Origin of the sequence: Clostridium sp. ZS2-4 (assembly GCF_026719745.1) — a bacterium.
Taxonomy (GTDB): Bacteria; Bacillota; Clostridia; order Clostridiales; family Clostridiaceae; genus Clostridium_H.
In genome coordinates this window covers 120,801-136,988 of sequence record NZ_JAPPRQ010000027.1, presented here as the reverse complement: position 1 = coordinate 136,988, position 16,188 = coordinate 120,801, and the positions used below count along the sequence as shown (strand labels likewise).

10 protein-coding genes and 1 riboswitch are annotated in these 16,188 nt (G+C 31.0%); of the genes, 7 read left to right on the top strand and 3 right to left on the bottom strand.

What is annotated here, in order from left to right; translation table 11 throughout:
* Nucleotides 1–214: 214 nt before the first annotated feature.
* Nucleotides 215–316, top strand: a riboswitch (SAM riboswitch).
* Nucleotides 317–385: 69 nt separating this feature from the next.
* The 3 genes from OIO11_RS05200 (at nt 386) to OIO11_RS05190 (ending at nt 3,787) form a co-directional block, all read left to right on the top strand.
* The gene (locus tag OIO11_RS05200; protein ID WP_268070356.1) at nt 386–1,663 is read left to right on the top strand and encodes an O-acetylhomoserine aminocarboxypropyltransferase/cysteine synthase family protein; all 1,278 of its coding nucleotides are present in this window, start codon (nt 386–388) and stop codon (nt 1,661–1,663) included.
* Nucleotides 1,664–1,696: 33 nt separating this feature from the next.
* Nucleotides 1,697–2,614, top strand: a complete 918-nt coding sequence (metA, locus tag OIO11_RS05195; RefSeq protein ID WP_268070355.1) for a homoserine O-acetyltransferase MetA — start codon at nt 1,697–1,699, stop codon at nt 2,612–2,614.
* Between the two features lie 222 nt (nt 2,615–2,836).
* Nucleotides 2,837–3,787: an ROK family protein gene (locus tag OIO11_RS05190; protein ID WP_268070354.1), complete on the top strand. Its 951-nt coding sequence runs from the start codon at nt 2,837–2,839 to the stop codon at nt 3,785–3,787.
* 76 nt (nt 3,788–3,863) lie between these two features.
* Here OIO11_RS05190 and OIO11_RS05185 read toward each other — a convergent pair whose 3' ends face one another.
* Entirely contained in the window at nt 3,864–4,520 is a 657-nt protein-coding gene (locus OIO11_RS05185; protein WP_268070353.1) for an HAD family hydrolase, read from the bottom strand.
* A 369-nt stretch (nt 4,521–4,889) separates the two neighbouring features.
* Here OIO11_RS05185 and OIO11_RS05180 point away from each other — a divergent pair, with 369 nt between their 5' ends.
* Together OIO11_RS05180 and OIO11_RS05175 are read left to right on the top strand one after the other, a co-directional pair.
* Nucleotides 4,890–6,101 carry an ammonium transporter gene (locus OIO11_RS05180; RefSeq protein WP_268070352.1) on the top strand — a complete coding sequence of 404 codons (1,212 nt, stop codon included), beginning with the start codon at nt 4,890–4,892 and terminating at the stop codon, nt 6,099–6,101.
* A 12-nt stretch (nt 6,102–6,113) separates the two neighbouring features.
* Complete coding sequence (locus OIO11_RS05175) at nt 6,114–6,461, top strand: P-II family nitrogen regulator (protein WP_326497922.1); 348 nt, start codon at nt 6,114–6,116, stop codon at nt 6,459–6,461.
* 52 nt (nt 6,462–6,513) lie between these two features.
* Here OIO11_RS05175 and OIO11_RS05170 read toward each other — a convergent pair whose 3' ends face one another.
* Entirely contained in the window at nt 6,514–7,776 is a 1,263-nt protein-coding gene (locus OIO11_RS05170) for a GGDEF domain-containing response regulator (protein WP_268070351.1), read from the bottom strand.
* 101 nt (nt 7,777–7,877) lie between these two features.
* On the bottom strand, nt 7,878–8,693 hold the full coding sequence (locus tag OIO11_RS05165; RefSeq protein ID WP_268070350.1) for a DUF4037 domain-containing protein: 816 nt from the start codon (nt 8,691–8,693) through the stop codon (nt 7,878–7,880).
* Nucleotides 8,694–8,934: 241 nt separating this feature from the next.
* Here OIO11_RS05165 and addB point away from each other — a divergent pair, with 241 nt between their 5' ends.
* The gene (gene addB, locus OIO11_RS05160) at nt 8,935–12,444 is read left to right on the top strand and encodes a helicase-exonuclease AddAB subunit AddB (RefSeq protein WP_268070349.1); all 3,510 of its coding nucleotides are present in this window, start codon (nt 8,935–8,937) and stop codon (nt 12,442–12,444) included.
* Nucleotides 12,445–16,173: a helicase-exonuclease AddAB subunit AddA gene (addA, locus tag OIO11_RS05155; protein ID WP_268070348.1), complete on the top strand. Its 3,729-nt coding sequence runs from the start codon at nt 12,445–12,447 to the stop codon at nt 16,171–16,173.
* Nucleotides 16,174–16,188: the final 15 nt, after the last annotated feature.

Genomic DNA, 16,188 nt, shown 5'->3' with positions numbered 1-16,188 from the left:
TATATATTTTATAATTATATCCATATAGATCCGTTATAAACTTAATATATAACCATACAAAATATCTATATAGCTAAATTTGGAGTTGATACATAAAAATATATTTTGTTTTATTAAATTAAATATATTTAAAATATTTAAAATAAACAAAAAATATCTTGACTTTCAAAGTAATTAAGTGTAATATTAATAAAAAATTAAATAAATCGATAAAGTCTTATCAAGAGAGGTGGAGGGACTGGCCCTACGAAACCCGGCAACCTATACATGTGTATAAAGGTGCTAATTCCAGCAGGATTTTCCTGAAAGATAAGAAGAGTTTAGTATGTTAAACACTTCTTAATAGGAGTGTTTTTTATTTTATAAAAATAAGGGGGCAAATAAAATGAAAAAGCAATGGGGCAAAGGAACAATATGTGTTCAAGGAGGTTATGCACCAAATCCAGGAGAACCTAGAGTACTTCCGATAGTTCAAAGTACAACATACAAATATGCAGATCCTGATCATGTAGCAAAATTATTTGATTTGACAGAAGCGGGGCATATGTATTCAAGAATAAGCAATCCCACAATAGCTGCTTATGAAGAAAAAGTAAACACCTTAGATGGTGGAGCAGGTGCTCTTGCGGCATCATCTGGTCAATCAGCTATTACTTTAGCTTTGCTGAATATATGTAAAAGTGGAGATCATATAGTGGCGTCTTCCACAATATATGGAGGTACATTTACATTACTTTCGTCTACTTTGAAAAAATTCGGAATAGAAGTAAGTTTTGTAAATCCTAGTGCTAGTGAAGAAGAAATAATAAAAGAGTTCAAAGATAATACTAAAGTACTTTATGGAGAAACTATAGGAAATCCAGGACTTAATATTTTAGATTTTGATAAGTTCTCAAGAATTGCAAAGAAGATAGGCGTACCTTTAGTTATAGATAATACATTAGCAACACCATGTCTTTGCAGACCATTAGAATTAGGAGCTAACATAGTTGTTTATTCTTCAACCAAATATATAGAAGGTCATGCAAATAGTGTAGGTGGAATTATAGTAGATGGAGGTAATTTTGATTGGGATAATGGAAAATTTAAAGAATTAGTAGAACCAGACCCAACTTATCATGGAATCAGTTATGTTGAAACCTTTGGAAAAGCTGCTTATATAGTAAAAGCTAGAGTACAGCTTTTAAGAGATATGGGACCGTGCTTAAGTCCATTTAATGGATTTTTAACTAATTTAGGATTAGAAACTCTTCATTTAAGAATAGAAAGGCACAGCAGCAATGCTTTAGCACTAGCTAAGTTTTTAGAAAAGCATGAGAATGTTAGTTGGGTTAATTATCCTGGCCTTGAGGGTAATTCAAACTACGAACTTGTTAACAAGTATTTTTCAAAAGGTGCTAGTGGAGTATTAACCTTTGGAATAAAAGGTGGTGCAGAAGCGGGAAATGAATTTATAAGAAATTTAAATTTAGCAGCGTTAGTTGTTCATATAGGAGATGCTAGAACATCTGTGCTTCAACCAGCTACTACAACTCACAGACAGTTAAGTGAGGAAGAGCAAATAGCTTCAGGAGTTTATCCTGATTTAATAAGAGTGTCTGTAGGAATAGAAGATCCAGAAGATATAATAAGCGATTTCGAACAAGCACTTTCAACACTATAATATATAACAATTGCAATAGAAAGGAAAATTATTATGCCTATTATAATACCAAAAGATCTTCCAGCAACAGAAATTCTAGAAAATGAAAATATTTTTGTGATGAATCAGCAAAGAGCTATTCATCAAGATATAAGACCTTTAAAAATTGCTATTGTAAATTTAATGCCTAAAAAAATAGAAACTGAAACTCAACTTTTAAGATTACTTGGAAATATACCAATCCAGGTAGAGGTGGAGCTAATTCATACTAAGACATATGATTCAAAACATGTTCCACAGGATCATTTGTTAAGTTTTTACAAAACCATAGATGATATAAAAGATGAAAAATTTGATGGAATGATAATAACAGGGGCACCAGTTGAAAAAATGGATTTTGAAGAGGTAGGATATTGGGATGAATTAAAGAAAATAATGGATTTTTCACTTACCAATGTGTTTTCAACTCTTCATATATGCTGGGGAGCCCAGGCAGGACTTTACTACCATCATGGTGTGCCTAAATATCTTCTTCCAGAGAAAATGTTTGGGGTTTTTTCTCATAAAGTTATCAAAGATAAGGTTAAGCTTTTAAGAGGATTTGATGATGAGTTTTACGTTCCGCATTCAAGGCATACAGGGGTTAGAAAAGAAGATATTGAGAAGGCTACGGACATTGATATATTAGCAGAGTCTGACGAAGCAGGAGTATATATAGCAGCTTCAAAGGATGGAAGACAAATCTTTGTAACTGGTCATTCGGAATATGATGCCAATACTTTAAAAGCTGAATATGATAGAGATGCAGCCTTAGGAGAGGATATCAAGCTTCCTAAAAATTATTTTAAGGATGATAATCCTGAGAAAGAACCTGTTGTTAGATGGAGAGGACATTCAAATTTATTATTTTCTAATTGGATTAATTATTATGTATATCAAGAAACTCCATATTCTTATGTGGACATAAAATAATATATTTTTACCTTTTAGCATAACAATTGTTTATTGTCAATTGTGAATTTTGTACAATTTTAACTTTTGAAATTCTACACTATATAAGGCTGTTCAAACCTATAATAAACTATGAATTTATGATAAAATAATTCTCAACTAGAAAAGTGCTTTGCACTTTTCTTACATATTATATATTTGTTAGTCATGAGATAAATCATTTTATATTAGGGGGAAAGAACTATGTATATAGGAGTAGATTTAGGTGGAACTAATATAGCAGTTGGAATAGTAGACGAGCTTGGAAGGTTAAAATATACAGACTCAACACCAACTAAAAAAGAAAGAGGAGCAGAATCTGTAATAAATGATATTAAAGATTTAATTTTAAAAGTAATAAAGGATTATGGAATATCAAAAGATGAAATTAAAGCTGTAGGTATAGGTATCCCTGGTTTAGCTGATCAAGTTACTGGAGATGTCATATATTGTGTGAATTTAAAATGGAATAATATACCTTTGAAGAAACCGTTAGAAGAGGCTCTAGGTCTTCCAGTTTATATAGATAATGATGCAACAGTAGCTGGGCTGGCTGAGTATGAAGCTGGGGTTATGAAGGGTGCTAAAAGTGGAATTTTTATAACTTTAGGTACTGGTGTAGGTGGAGGAATTGTTATAGACGGAAAGGTACATACAGGAGCTAATGGTGTAGCTTCAGAAATTGGACATATGATTGTTGGTGAGAATTATTATAACTGTAATTGTGGAAAAAATGGATGCTTAGAAACCTTTGCTTCAGCTACTGCTATTAACAATTATACAAGGAAGTTAATAGAAGAAGGTAATGAAACCATAATAAATGAAAAGATAAATGGCGATTTAGATAAAATAGAAGGACGAGTAATTTTCGAGGCTGCTGCTGAAGGAGATAAGGTAGCTAATATTGTAGTAGATAGACTAGTTAAATATTTAGGAATCGGAATTTTTAATTTGATAAATGTTATTGACCCTGAGATTTTCGTTTTAGGTGGAGGACTTTCAAAGGCAGGAGAATTTTTGCTTGAGAAGGTAAGAGCAGAGGTTATAAACAATAAATATTACAAGGATTTACCAGTAGGGAAAATAGTTTTAGCTGAATTAGGAAATGAAGCTGGAATTATTGGAGCAGCTATGCTAGGTAAACAGCACAATTAAATTAAAAAAAATTCAGTAGAAAATTATTTTTCTACTGGATTTTTTTTATATAATTTTATGAATTATATGTATGAGTTTATTTAGTTTTTAATATTTCTAGTAATTCTTCAATAGAGTTAGCAAAATATGTAGGTTCAGCCTTTTTCAACTCTTCATTAGTACCATATCCATAAGTAACAGCAATTGAATCTAAACCATTTTCTCTTGCTCCTAAAATATCATGTTTTCTGTCACCTATCATGACTATATTTTTTTTCGAGATGTTTGGTATTGTTGATAGAACAAAATTAATAACTTCTCCTTTTGAATCTCTTGTACCGTCAAGATTACTTCCGATTATTTCTGAAAAATATTTAGAAAGATTAAAATGTTCTAATATCTTTTTTGCAAAAACAGTAGGTTTTGCTGTAGCTACTATTAATGTTTTATTTAGTTTTTTCAATTCTTCTAGCAGTTCAGAAATCTTAGGATATACGGCATTTTCAAAAATACCTTGTTTGGTGAAGTATTCTCTGTAATGTTTGATAGCCTCAGCTGCTTTTGGTTTATCGAACAAGTAGAATTCTTGAAATGAATCCAATAATGGAGGGCCGATAAATACTTCCAGTTCATCGAGATTTTCAACAATAATATCATATTTCTCCAAGGCGTATTTAACTGATTTTGTTATACCTAACTTTGAATCAGTTAAAGTTCCATCTAAATCAAATAGAATTACATCATATGTAGACATATAAATCCTCCTTAAGTATTTGTTGCAACTTATATAACAATATAGATTATAACATTCAAATGGAAAAAAAGTATGAAATTGCTGGGAAAAATCAATAAGCAAGCTAGCGTGATAATTTAGCAAAAATATTTGTTTAAAATTTATAATTTTATCAAATGTAAAGGATTGCATTGATAAATTGGCAATTGACAATAAGTTATATTGATAATATAATAAATAACATAAAGAAAATTAAAAAATTAATAATAAACAATAATAAAAAATGATAAATTGTTAATTGAAGCTTAAAACAAATGCTAAATTAATATAAGTGTAATTTATAGCTTTGAATTGTTTATTTATTAAAATTATTAATGGGGAGGATATGTTATGGAAATGAACTATGTTTTAAATTCAATGTGGGTTTTGATTGCTGCAATACTTGTGTTTTTGATGCATGCTGGTTTTGCTATGGTAGAAGTGGGTTTTACTCAAGCTAAAAATGCTGTTAACATTATTATGAAAAACTTTATTACAGTATCTATTGGGGTAATTGGATTTTTCCTTGTAGGATATGGGATTATGTATGGGAAAAATTTTCACAATTTATTTGGAGTAGATGGATTTATGCTTATGCATACTCCAGATACATTTGCTGGAATTTCTTTTGAAGTATTCTTTTTCTTTCAAGCTATTTTTGCAGCTACCTGTGCTACTATTGTTTCAGGAGCTATGGCAGAAAGAACAAAATTTACTTCTTATATAATTTTCTGTATTGTATCTACAACTTTGATTTATCCATTAATTGGTCATTGGATTTGGGGAGGCGGGTTTTTAAGTCAATTAGGATTTAGGGATTTTGCTGGAGGTACTGCCGTTCATGCTGTGGGTGGATTTGCAGCTCTTGTAGGGGCAATGTTAGTAGGACCTAGAGATGGTAAATATAAAAAAGAAAAAGTTAATGCTATTCCAGGACATAATATTCCGTTGGGAGCTTTGGGAGTTTTAATTTTATGGTTTGGTTGGTTTGGTTTCAACCCTGGAAGTACTTTAGATATTACATCTCCACTTACTGCTCATTCTGCTATTACAACTTTATTAGGAGGAGCAGCAGCTACAAGCTCTAGTTTGATTTTTAGTACTTTACGATATAAAAAGCCTGATGCAGGTCTTACTTTAAATGGTGCTTTAGCTGGACTTGTAGGAGTAACAGCAGGAGCTTCAATGATTTCATATGTTGGTGCATTAGTTATTGGAATAATTGCTGGAATCATAATGATTTTATCAGTTGAGTATATAGATACAAAATTGAAGATTGATGATCCAGTAGGAGCCATTTCGGTGCATGGGGTATGCGGAACTTTGGGTACTCTAGCTATTGGGTTATTTGCAACAGATGGAGGATTATTTTACGGTGGAGGATTTAAGCTTTTAGGAACTCAAGCATTAGGAATTTCAATATGTGCAGCAACAGCTATTTCTCTATCTTATATTACTTTTACTATTATTAAAAAGACAATAGGACTTAGAGTTGAACGACATGAAGAAATAGACGGATTGGATACAATTGAACATGGAATATCTGCATATATTGATTTATAAGGGGGATTTTATATGGATAAGATTACGAAAATAGATATAATTGCCAGAAATACGAAGTTTGAGGATTTAAAAGAAGCTTTAAATAAAATTGGTATAACGGGTATGACTGTTACTCAGGTTTTAGGCTGTGGAACACAAAAAGGAGTTACTGAATATTACAGAGGGGTTCCTTATGAAATTAATTTACTTCCAAAAGTAAAAATAGAAATTGTAGTTTGTGAAGTTCCAGTGGAATTAGTAATTGATACAGCTAAAAAAGCACTTAATACAGGACAAGTTGGAGATGGAAAAATCTTTGTTTATGATGTGTCTAATGTAATAAGAATTAGAACTGGAGAGGAAGGAAGAGAAGCTCTTTAATCTAAGACTATTTTATAAATTAGAATCGTAAGAATGTTGATGTGCAACATTCTTACGATTCTATACTGTTTCCACCATTTCCCTTAGCCACATTTAAATGATTCTCAGCTTTTTTTATTAATTCTATTACATTTTCTTCATTTAAGGCGGCGATTCCTGCACTTATTGTTACGGGAGAGTCTAATCCTTTAATTTTGATGGTTTCTATATTTTTTCTAACTTGTTCTGATAAAGTATGGGCAAATTCCAAATTGGTTTTAGGAAATATTGATAAAAATTCATTTCCGGCATATCTTCCCGAAATACCAATTTCTTTGAATTCCTCTTTAAATTTATTACTTACTTCAAGTAAGATTTTATCGGCTATTTCTTGACCATAATTATCATTCATTGATTTAAAATTGTCTATATCAAATATAGCTATGGAAAGTTCCATGTTTCCTTGTAGTGACAGTTCTATTTCTTCTTTTAGTCTTTCAAATATATATTTATAATTATATAATTCGGTTAGTTCATCTATTTTTATCATCTTTTTTAGTCCTGAATTTTTTAGTTTTAATTCTTCTAATAATAAAAATGTTCTAATATTTGCTTTTAATCTTGCCATAAAAACATTTTCATTAAAAGGTTTCATAATATAATCGTCTACTCCAGAGGATAAAATATTTGAAATTACTTTATGATTATCTATAGAAGACATGGTAACTATTAAGCTATATTTATATTTTTTCCTTAATTCCAGTATAACTTGTTCTCCAGATATGTTTGGTAAAATGAAATCTACTAAATATAAAGAATATTCAGTAGTACTATTCAAAAGCTTGTCTGGTTTAGAATAATAATCAACATTAGTAATATTATTCAATTGAAAGATTTTTCGTATTATTTCCAGTTCTAAATGACTATCATCTAAGACAGCTATTTTAATATCTTTTAGTCTTTTGTCTATAGAATCTTTTGTTTTAAATCTATTTATGTCCATAAATAGATTATCCATACAAGTATCTTTCAATAGGTAATCTATTACGCCTAATTCAAACATTTTTTTCTTAGATTCAATACCATCATTTGATGTCAATACGATAACGGGAATACTTTTATATTTACTTTCATTTAGACATTTTATAAAATTTTCTCCATTTTCATCTTTAAATTCTAATGCAGTTATTATTAAATCTATTGAATCATTTTCTAATATTTCAAAAGCTTCTGCAGGACAGTTTGCTGAAGAATATCTAAAGGATTGATCTATAGATGCATTTTTCATAATTCTTTTATAGAAATAATTATTATCGATATGAAGTATTGAAAGCATAGTTTTTCTCCTTTATGGTATATAATAAGTTAACTGTTTTAGTATAATTTTACATCATATTACACGAAATTACAATGAATATAAAAAATATTTGCAATTTTTTAAAAATTAATATTTTCTTTTATTAATAACTCATCAAGGTTATCAATAAGTTGATTTATATGTAAAAGTATATTATTATCACAGCTTGTACAGCTATTTAAAAGAGTCAATACATTTTTATGCATATTAAATGGCACCTTTTTGCAGTTGTTAGTTATTATTTTTAATAGTTTTTTCTCACCAGGATGAGGCATTCCATTTATTGCAAATATAATATCAAAATAGCTTGCTAACAAGGCTGCTGTTCTATGGTTTATACTGATTAAATCCTTTCGCTTAATTGCTTTTTCAATTTGATAATAGTATGCTGACATATTATTTCTTAATACAGGATAATTTTTGGCTATTATATTTTCTTTTAATTTATTAGGATAGGGTACTGTATATCTTTCTTGAAGTTTAGACAATTCACCATTTTTGTCATATATAATCCTTGAATTGATAACATTATGCCAAAAACAAGTTGAATAACCTACCACAGCATCACATCTATCAATTACTCTTTCCAGATAGTCTTTTATCCACTGCATATCTAAATAAATAATATCTATATCTTTTACAGAGTTTCTTAACTTCCATTCATCCCCAGTACCCCAGAATTGATTATCTATTTCTATGCAATCAGAAAATTCTCTAGCTATTTTTTCTCTTTCACTTGGAGGAAGCTCATTATTTATATATACATCTATATCTATATCAGAATTTTCATCTTCTGTTTTAAATGCGACTGATCCGGCTAATGTTATTCCTTCAACTTGTTTAAAATTTTTGAACTTAGATACTATTTCGTGAATAATTTCATTTTCTTTAATCAAACCAACGTCTCCTTTGTTAACGATATTATTGTTTTAATTTTACCAAATTCTATTTACAATTTTATTCAAAGAACTTAAACAATATTATATTACATATATTTGAATAAAACCATAAAAAACCAAGTTGATACAAAATACTGTTTAAAATATTTCTGGCATTTATGTTATAATTATATAAGAATAAATGTTCGATAATTAGTCTAAAATTATAGATAATAAAGGCGAAGCAGGTGAAAAAATTATGAGCTTAAGATTCATTTATGGACGATCTGGAAGTGGAAAGAGCCATTATTGCGTAGAACAGATAAAAAAGAAATTAGAAAGTGGTCAGAAAAATCCATTGCTGTTGATTGTTCCTGAGCAGTATTCCTTTCAGGCTGAGAAAAATGTGGTAGAGAAGATTAATGGAACTGGAATTATAAATGTTGAGGTAACTAGTTTTGAAAGAATGGCATACAAGGTATTCAATGAGGTTGGAGGGGCTACCCGTCAGCACATGGACTCTGCAGGAAAATGTATGCTTATTTTTAATATAATGAATAAAATAAAAGATGAATTTAAGGTTTTTGCTGCTGCTTCAAACCAGCAGGGATTTGTTAATACTGTTTCAGACATAATAACAGAGTTAAAAAGATATGACATAAATCCATTAGAGTTTCAGGCAGTAATGAATAACTTGGAAGATGATGATGTTTTAAAAGATAAAATAGAGGATATAAGTAAAATTTTTATCCAATTTGAAGAGGAACTTCACAAAAACTATATAGACAATGAAGACGACCTTACTATGCTTTATGCAAAAATAGACGAATCACATATGGTGGATGATGCAGAAATATGGATTGATGAGTTTAGTTCCTTTACTCCACAGCAATATAAGATTATTGAAAAGCTTATAAAAAAATCTAAGAAAGTAAATATAACCTTATGTATGGATTATGGAAGAGAATTTGACAGTACAGATGTTTTTGCCCCTGTAAAAAACACGGAGCAAAGGATACTAAGAATTGCAGAAGATAATAATTTTGCTATAGAGAAGGCTGTTGTTTTACAAAATAATAAATTGGACAGATTTGGGGAAAATGAAGAAGTTAGATTTTTGGAAAGCAATTATTTTAAATATCCATATAAGCCTTATACTGAAAAGACAGAAAACATAAAAATAATAAGAGCGCTAAATCCATATTCAGAAGTTGAAAAAATTGCAAGAGAAATAGTTGAAATGGTTAGGGACAAGGGATTAAGATTTAGAGACATAGCTGTAATAACAAGAGATTTGAATTCCTACGAGAAGATAATCAAAACCATATTTTATGAATATGAAATTCCATGCTTTATAGATAAGAAAAAAGAAATCGATGACAATCCTTTAATTGTGCTTATAACTTCAGTTATAGAAATATTCAACAAAAACTGGTCCTATGAATCTGTGTTTAGATATTTAAAGACTGGTCTTATGGGTATTGATAATGAGGACATAGATGTTTTGGAAAACTATGTTATGGCTTATGGAATTAGAGGAAAAAACAAATGGCAGGAGCAGTGGCTTTATGGAAGAGTGGAGCTTATAGATGAGGTAAATATAATAAGAGAAAATGTGGTTTCTCCTTTGATTAAATTCTCTGATAAATTAAAAGGCAAGAAAAGTTCAGAGGAAATATGCACAGCACTTTATGATTTCTTGTGCAATATAAAGGTTAATGAAACCATAGAAAAATGGGTTGAAAGATTTAAAGAAGAGGGAAGGCAAGAACTTGTAAATGAATATAGTCAAATTTGGAATATGGTTATTGAACTTCTTGACCAGATTGTAGAGGTATTTAAGGAAGAAAAGCTTGAGCTTAAGGAATTTGTAAAGCTTATACATATAGGCTTTGGAGAGCATAAAATGGGTCTTATTCCAACTTCGCTTGATGAGGTTTTAGTTTCAAGTGTAGAGAGGGTTAGAAGTCATACTGTAAAGGCACTTTATATTTTAGGGGTAAATGACGGTGTTTTCCCTACAACAGTCAATGAAGAGGGAATACTTACAGATGGTGACAGAGATAAATTGAGAAAGTTAAATATTGAGCTTGCTGAGGATACCAAGTCAAAGACCTTTCAGGAACAGTTTTTGATATATAAAACTTTGACTATGGCAGGAGAATCCTTGAATATTTGCTATCCAATAGCTGACTATGAAGGAAAGGCTATGAGACCTTCTATAATAATATCAAGGTTGAAATCACTTTTTCCTAATATTATAGAAGAAAGTGATGTAATTGAAGAGAAGGATGACGATAAAAGTTTAGAGCTGGTTTCAAGAAAGGTTCCTACCTTTAATAAGCTTGTTTCTGTTTTGAGAAAGGATAACGATGATGTAAAAGAAAGTCCTCTTTGGAGTGATGTGTACAGCTTTTACTGTAGCAAGGATGAAGAAGAAGATAGTGAAGAAGTTAAAAGTGAGAAAAAGAAATGGAGAGATAAGTGTAAGATTATTTTCTCAGCGGCATCCTATGATAATTCCATTAAATTAATAAGCAAAGAAAAAATAAGAAAGCTATATGGAGAAAAACTATATTTCAGTGTTTCAAGGCTTGAAAAGTATGAGCAGTGTCCTTTTGCTTACTATGTACAATATGGACTTAAAGCAAAGGATAGAAGAATTTTTAAACTTAATCCACCGGATTTAGGTACATTTATGCACAATGTGATTGATGAGTTCTCAAAGATTGTGGATAAAAATTCGATAAATTGGTTTGATATAGATGAAAAATGGTGTGTAGATACTGTTAATGATATTGTTGATAAAAGAATAAAAGAGGATGCCAGTTCAATTTTCAACAGCTCTCCAAGATATAGATATTTTACAGAAAGATTAAAAAGGGTTCTCATTAAAACTATTATGGTTATAGTAGAGCATATGAAAAGAAGTGGCTTTCAGCCTATTGGATATGAAGTTGAATTTGGTGACAGAGGAACCTATCCTCCAATAACTATTGAACTTTCAAGTGGAGAGAAGGTTAAGCTAATTGGAAGAATAGACAGAGTAGATAAATTAAATTTGGAGGAAAAAGATTACTACAGAATCGTCGATTATAAATCTGGAAATAAGGAGTTTAAGCTGTCAGATGTTTACTATGGACTTCAAATTCAGCTATTAACTTATTTGGACGCTATTCTTAGTAATAAAGAAATAAATGAAAAAGATCCTGCACTTCCAGGAGGAGTGTTATATTTTAAAATTGATGATCCTATAATAAAGGGAAGCAGAGGTCTATCTGATGAAGAAATAGAAAAGGAAATAATGAAGGCTCTAAAGATGAAGGGACTTCTTCTTGCTGATGTAGATATAATAAAGGAAATGGACAGAAAAATTGAAGGGTCTTCTTTAATAATTCCAGCTAGAATAAATAAAGGAGATACTTTAGGAAAATCTTCAGTAGGAACAGAAGAGCAGTTTAAGAAATTAAGAGAGCATGTTAAAAGTAATTTGGTTAGAACTTGTGAAGAAATGCTTAATGGAGATATACAGGTAAAACCATTTAAAGGTACAAAAACAGATGCTTGCAGCTTCTGTATGTATTCTGCTGTATGTCAATTTGATGACAGCTTTGATGGAAATGGATATAAGGTTATAAATGATAAGAAGGATGAAGAGATTTGGCAGCTTCTTGATAAAGAAGATAAAAAGGAAGAACTGGAAAATGAATATAAGATAAAGTATGAGAAGGAAGATGAAGTAAGTAAGAAGAATGGGGAGGTGAAGTAAGTGGGAGATGTGAAGTGGACTGTAGAACAGCAGGCTGCTATTGATACTCATGGATGTAATTTACTTGTAGCGGCTGCGGCTGGTTCAGGGAAGACAGCGGTACTTGTTGAGAGAATAATAAAAATGATAACACATCCTACAAAGCCTATTGATATAGATAGATTATTAGTTGTAACCTTCACCAATGCAGCGGCATCAGAAATGAAGGAGAGGATAGCGAAGGCTATTAGTGAGGAGCTTAAAAAACATCCAAAATCAAGACAGCTTCAAAGACAGCTTACTCTTTTGAATAAAGCCAGTATTACCACAATGCACTCTTTCTGTCTTGAGGTTATAAGAAACAACTTTCATCATATAGATATAGACCCAAGTTTTAGAATTGGTGATGATACGGAGACTATTCTTATAAAAGGAGAAACTCTTGAGCAGATGTTTGAAGAGGCTTATGAGGATGATAACTGCAGTATTGAGTTTTTAAAGCTTATGGAATGTTACAGCAATAATAAGGATGATATGACTCTTCAAAATTTAGTTCTTGATCTTTACAGATTTGCAATGAGCTCACCTTATCCCCAAAAGCTATTAGACCAAATGGCTGAAGATTTTAATGTGGATGTCAATTATGAATTTGGAGAATCCAAGTGGGCTAAAATTTTAATGGAAGATATAAGAATTGAGCTGGAAGGGCTGCATAAAGCTATGGCGAAAGCTTATAACATTATAAGAAATACTGAAGGTTTGGAGCCTTACGAAGAAAATTTTCTTGATGAAGTTCATATGATTCAGGATTTGATATCAGCTTGCAAAAGCTCTTGGGACAATTTATATGATGAATTTGAAAAAGTTAGTTTTAAAAGATTAAAGGCATGCAAAAAATGTGAGGATAAGGATACTCAGGAGAAGGTTAAAGAGATAAGAAACAAGGCTAAAAAGAGCATTGAGGATCTGAAAAAACAGGCAGTAACCTACGGAAGTCATGAGACAACCCTTGATTTAATAGAACTTTATCCAATTATGAGGGAGCTTTCTAATCTTGTAATAGAATTTATTGATAGATATGCAAAGGCCAAAAGAGAAAGAGCAATTATAGATTTTAATGATTTTGAACATTTTTGTCTTCAGATACTTACGGAAAAAAATGAAAATGGGGAAGTTATTCCAGGGAAGGCTGCTTTAAAGCTTAGAGATAAGTACGAAGAAATACTAGTTGATGAATATCAGGACAGTAATGATGTTCAGGAAGCTATAGTAAATGCTATAGCCCAAAAAGATGAAGTTAATGGACGAAACAATAATGTATTTATGGTTGGGGATGTAAAGCAGAGTATTTATCGCTTTAGGCAGGCAAAACCAGAAATATTTTTAAATAAATATAACTCCTATCCTTTTGAAGAAGGGGAAACAGAGAGAAAAATTACTTTATTTAAGAATTTCAGAAGTAGAAAGGAAATACTAGATGCTGTTAACTTTATATTCAAGCAGATAATGTCTGTAAATGTTGGAGAACTTGAATATGATGAAAAGGAAGCTTTAAATTTAGGGGCAGATTATGTGGAATGTCCTGATGAAAATGCTCTGGTTGGAGGGAAGATTGAGCTTCATATTTTAGAGAAAAATACTGGCTTAAATGAAGAAGAAGATTTGAATTCTCAGGGGGAAGAGGAAGAAGTACCGAGCAATATTCAAATGGAAGCAAGAATGGTAGTACAAAGAATAAATGAGCTTGTAAATCCTAAAAATGGAGAAGTTTTCAAGATATTTGACAATGATATAAAGGAATATCGAAAGGTTGAATATAAGGATATAGTTATACTTCTAAGAAGTACATCTAAATGGGCGCCTGTATTTATGGAGGAGTTAAAAGAAAATGCCATACCAGCTTATGCGGATACAGGAAGTGGATATTTTGAAACATTAGAAATCAAAACAATGCTGTCTTTGCTTCAAATAATTGATAATCCAAGACAAGATATTCCTCTTATTGCTGTACTTCGTTCACCTATTGCTTCTTTTACTCCTGAGGAGCTTATTGATATAAGACTTAAGGATAAGGATACAGAGTTTTTTGATGTTTTTAAAATTATGGCTAAGGAAGAGGAAAAGAGCAAACTTCAAAGAAAATGCGCTGCTTTTTTAGTAAGACTTAATGTTTGGAGAGATAAAGCTATACATATGTCAATAGATGAATTCATATGGTATTTGTATACGGATACTGGTTACTATGGCTATGTAGGAGCTATGGATGGCGGAGTTCAAAGACAGGCAAACCTTAGAATACTGTTTCAAAGGGCTAGGCAGTATGAGCAAACAAGCTATAAAGGCTTATTTAACTTCATAAATTTTATAAATAAGCTGAGGATAAGCAGTGGCGATATGGGAAGTGCCAAGATACTTGGAGAAAATGAAAATGTAGTTAGAATAATGAGTATTCACAAGAGTAAGGGATTAGAATTTCCAGTTGTAATTTTATCAGCCTTAGGCAAAGGCTTCAATATGCAGGATTTGAATCAAAAGGTTCTTTTCCATGGAGAGCTTGGATATGGTCCTGATTTTGTAGATATAAACAAAAGAATTACTTACAATACTGTTTTGAAGCAGGCGCTTAAAAAGAAAATTAAAATGGAAAGTCTGTCAGAAGAAATGAGAATACTATATGTAGCACTAACAAGAGCCAAGGAAAAGCTTATAATGACAGGAGCTGTAAAAGACATTGAAAAGTATGCTCACAAATGGTCCTATGCTATAGATAGCGATGATGAGAAGCTTCCAGAGTACGAAATGTTAAGAGCAAAAAATTATCTGGATTGGATTTGTCCAGTAATAATGAGGCACAAAAATGGAGAGAAACTTAGAGAAGCAGCAGGAATAGAAGAGTATATGGTTAGTAAGCTTATTGGGGATGATGCAAAATGGGATATAAGCTTATATAAAAAAAGTGAAATAGCAACTGGTATAGAAGAAAAAGAAGGTTTAGAAGAAGTAGAAGAAGTAGATAGTATGGAAGAACATAGCAAATATTATGAAGAAATTAAAAGAAGATTAGAATGGAAATATGATTATATAGAAGCCTCAAAGCTTCCAACTCTGTTTACTGTTACAGAGCTTAAAAGAATGAAGGATGCAGAACTTTATGAGGATTATTCTCAGAAAATGTATGCACCTAAGCTTGTTAAAAAGCCTGCTTTTCTAGAAAAAAACAGAAAGCTAACGGGAGCGGAAAAAGGTACTGCTGTCCACGCTGTTATGCAAAAGCTTGATTATAAGGAAGAACTGTCAGAAGAACAAATTAAAACTCAAATGGATGATATGGTAAGAAAAGAGCTTATTACACCTGAACAGAGAGCGTGCGTTGATGTCCGTAAAATAATAAATTTTTTTAATTCAAATATTGGTAAACGAATGTTGAATGCTGAAAAAGTTTATAGAGAAATTCCTTTTCACATACAGTTAAAGGCCACAGAGGTATATAATGAATTGCCAAAGGGAAAATACCATAATGAGTATATTATGCTGCAAGGAATAATAGACTGTTATTTTGAAGAAGAGGACGGAGTTGTACTTGTAGATTATAAAACAGATTACATTAAGGATGGAGAATTGGAAAAGGCAAAAGAAAAGTATAAAGTACAGTTAGAGTATTATAAAAGAGCTATTGAAGAGATAACTGGAAAGAAAGTTAAAGAAAAATATTTGTATTTGTTTTATAATGATATTGAGACAAAGATTTAGGAAAGGAGCTTTACA

Bases quoted from the DNA above. Each gene is read 5' to 3' on its own strand.
- metA (WP_268070355.1), top strand. From the start codon at position 1,697: ATGCCTATTATAATACCAAAAGATCTTCCAGCAACAGAAATTCTAGAA.
- OIO11_RS05190 (WP_268070354.1), top strand. From the start codon at position 2,837: ATGTATATAGGAGTAGATTTAGGTGGAACTAATATAGCAGTTGGAATA.
- OIO11_RS05200 (WP_268070356.1), top strand. From the start codon at position 386: ATGAAAAAGCAATGGGGCAAAGGAACAATATGTGTTCAAGGAGGTTAT.
- OIO11_RS05185 (WP_268070353.1), bottom strand. From the start codon at position 4,520: ATGTCTACATATGATGTAATTCTATTTGATTTAGATGGAACTTTAACT.
- OIO11_RS05170 (WP_268070351.1), bottom strand. From the start codon at position 7,776: ATGCTTTCAATACTTCATATCGATAATAATTATTTCTATAAAAGAATT.
- OIO11_RS05175 (WP_326497922.1), top strand. From the start codon at position 6,114: ATGGATAAGATTACGAAAATAGATATAATTGCCAGAAATACGAAGTTT.
- OIO11_RS05180 (WP_268070352.1), top strand. From the start codon at position 4,890: ATGGAAATGAACTATGTTTTAAATTCAATGTGGGTTTTGATTGCTGCA.
- addB (WP_268070349.1), top strand. From the start codon at position 8,935: ATGAGCTTAAGATTCATTTATGGACGATCTGGAAGTGGAAAGAGCCAT.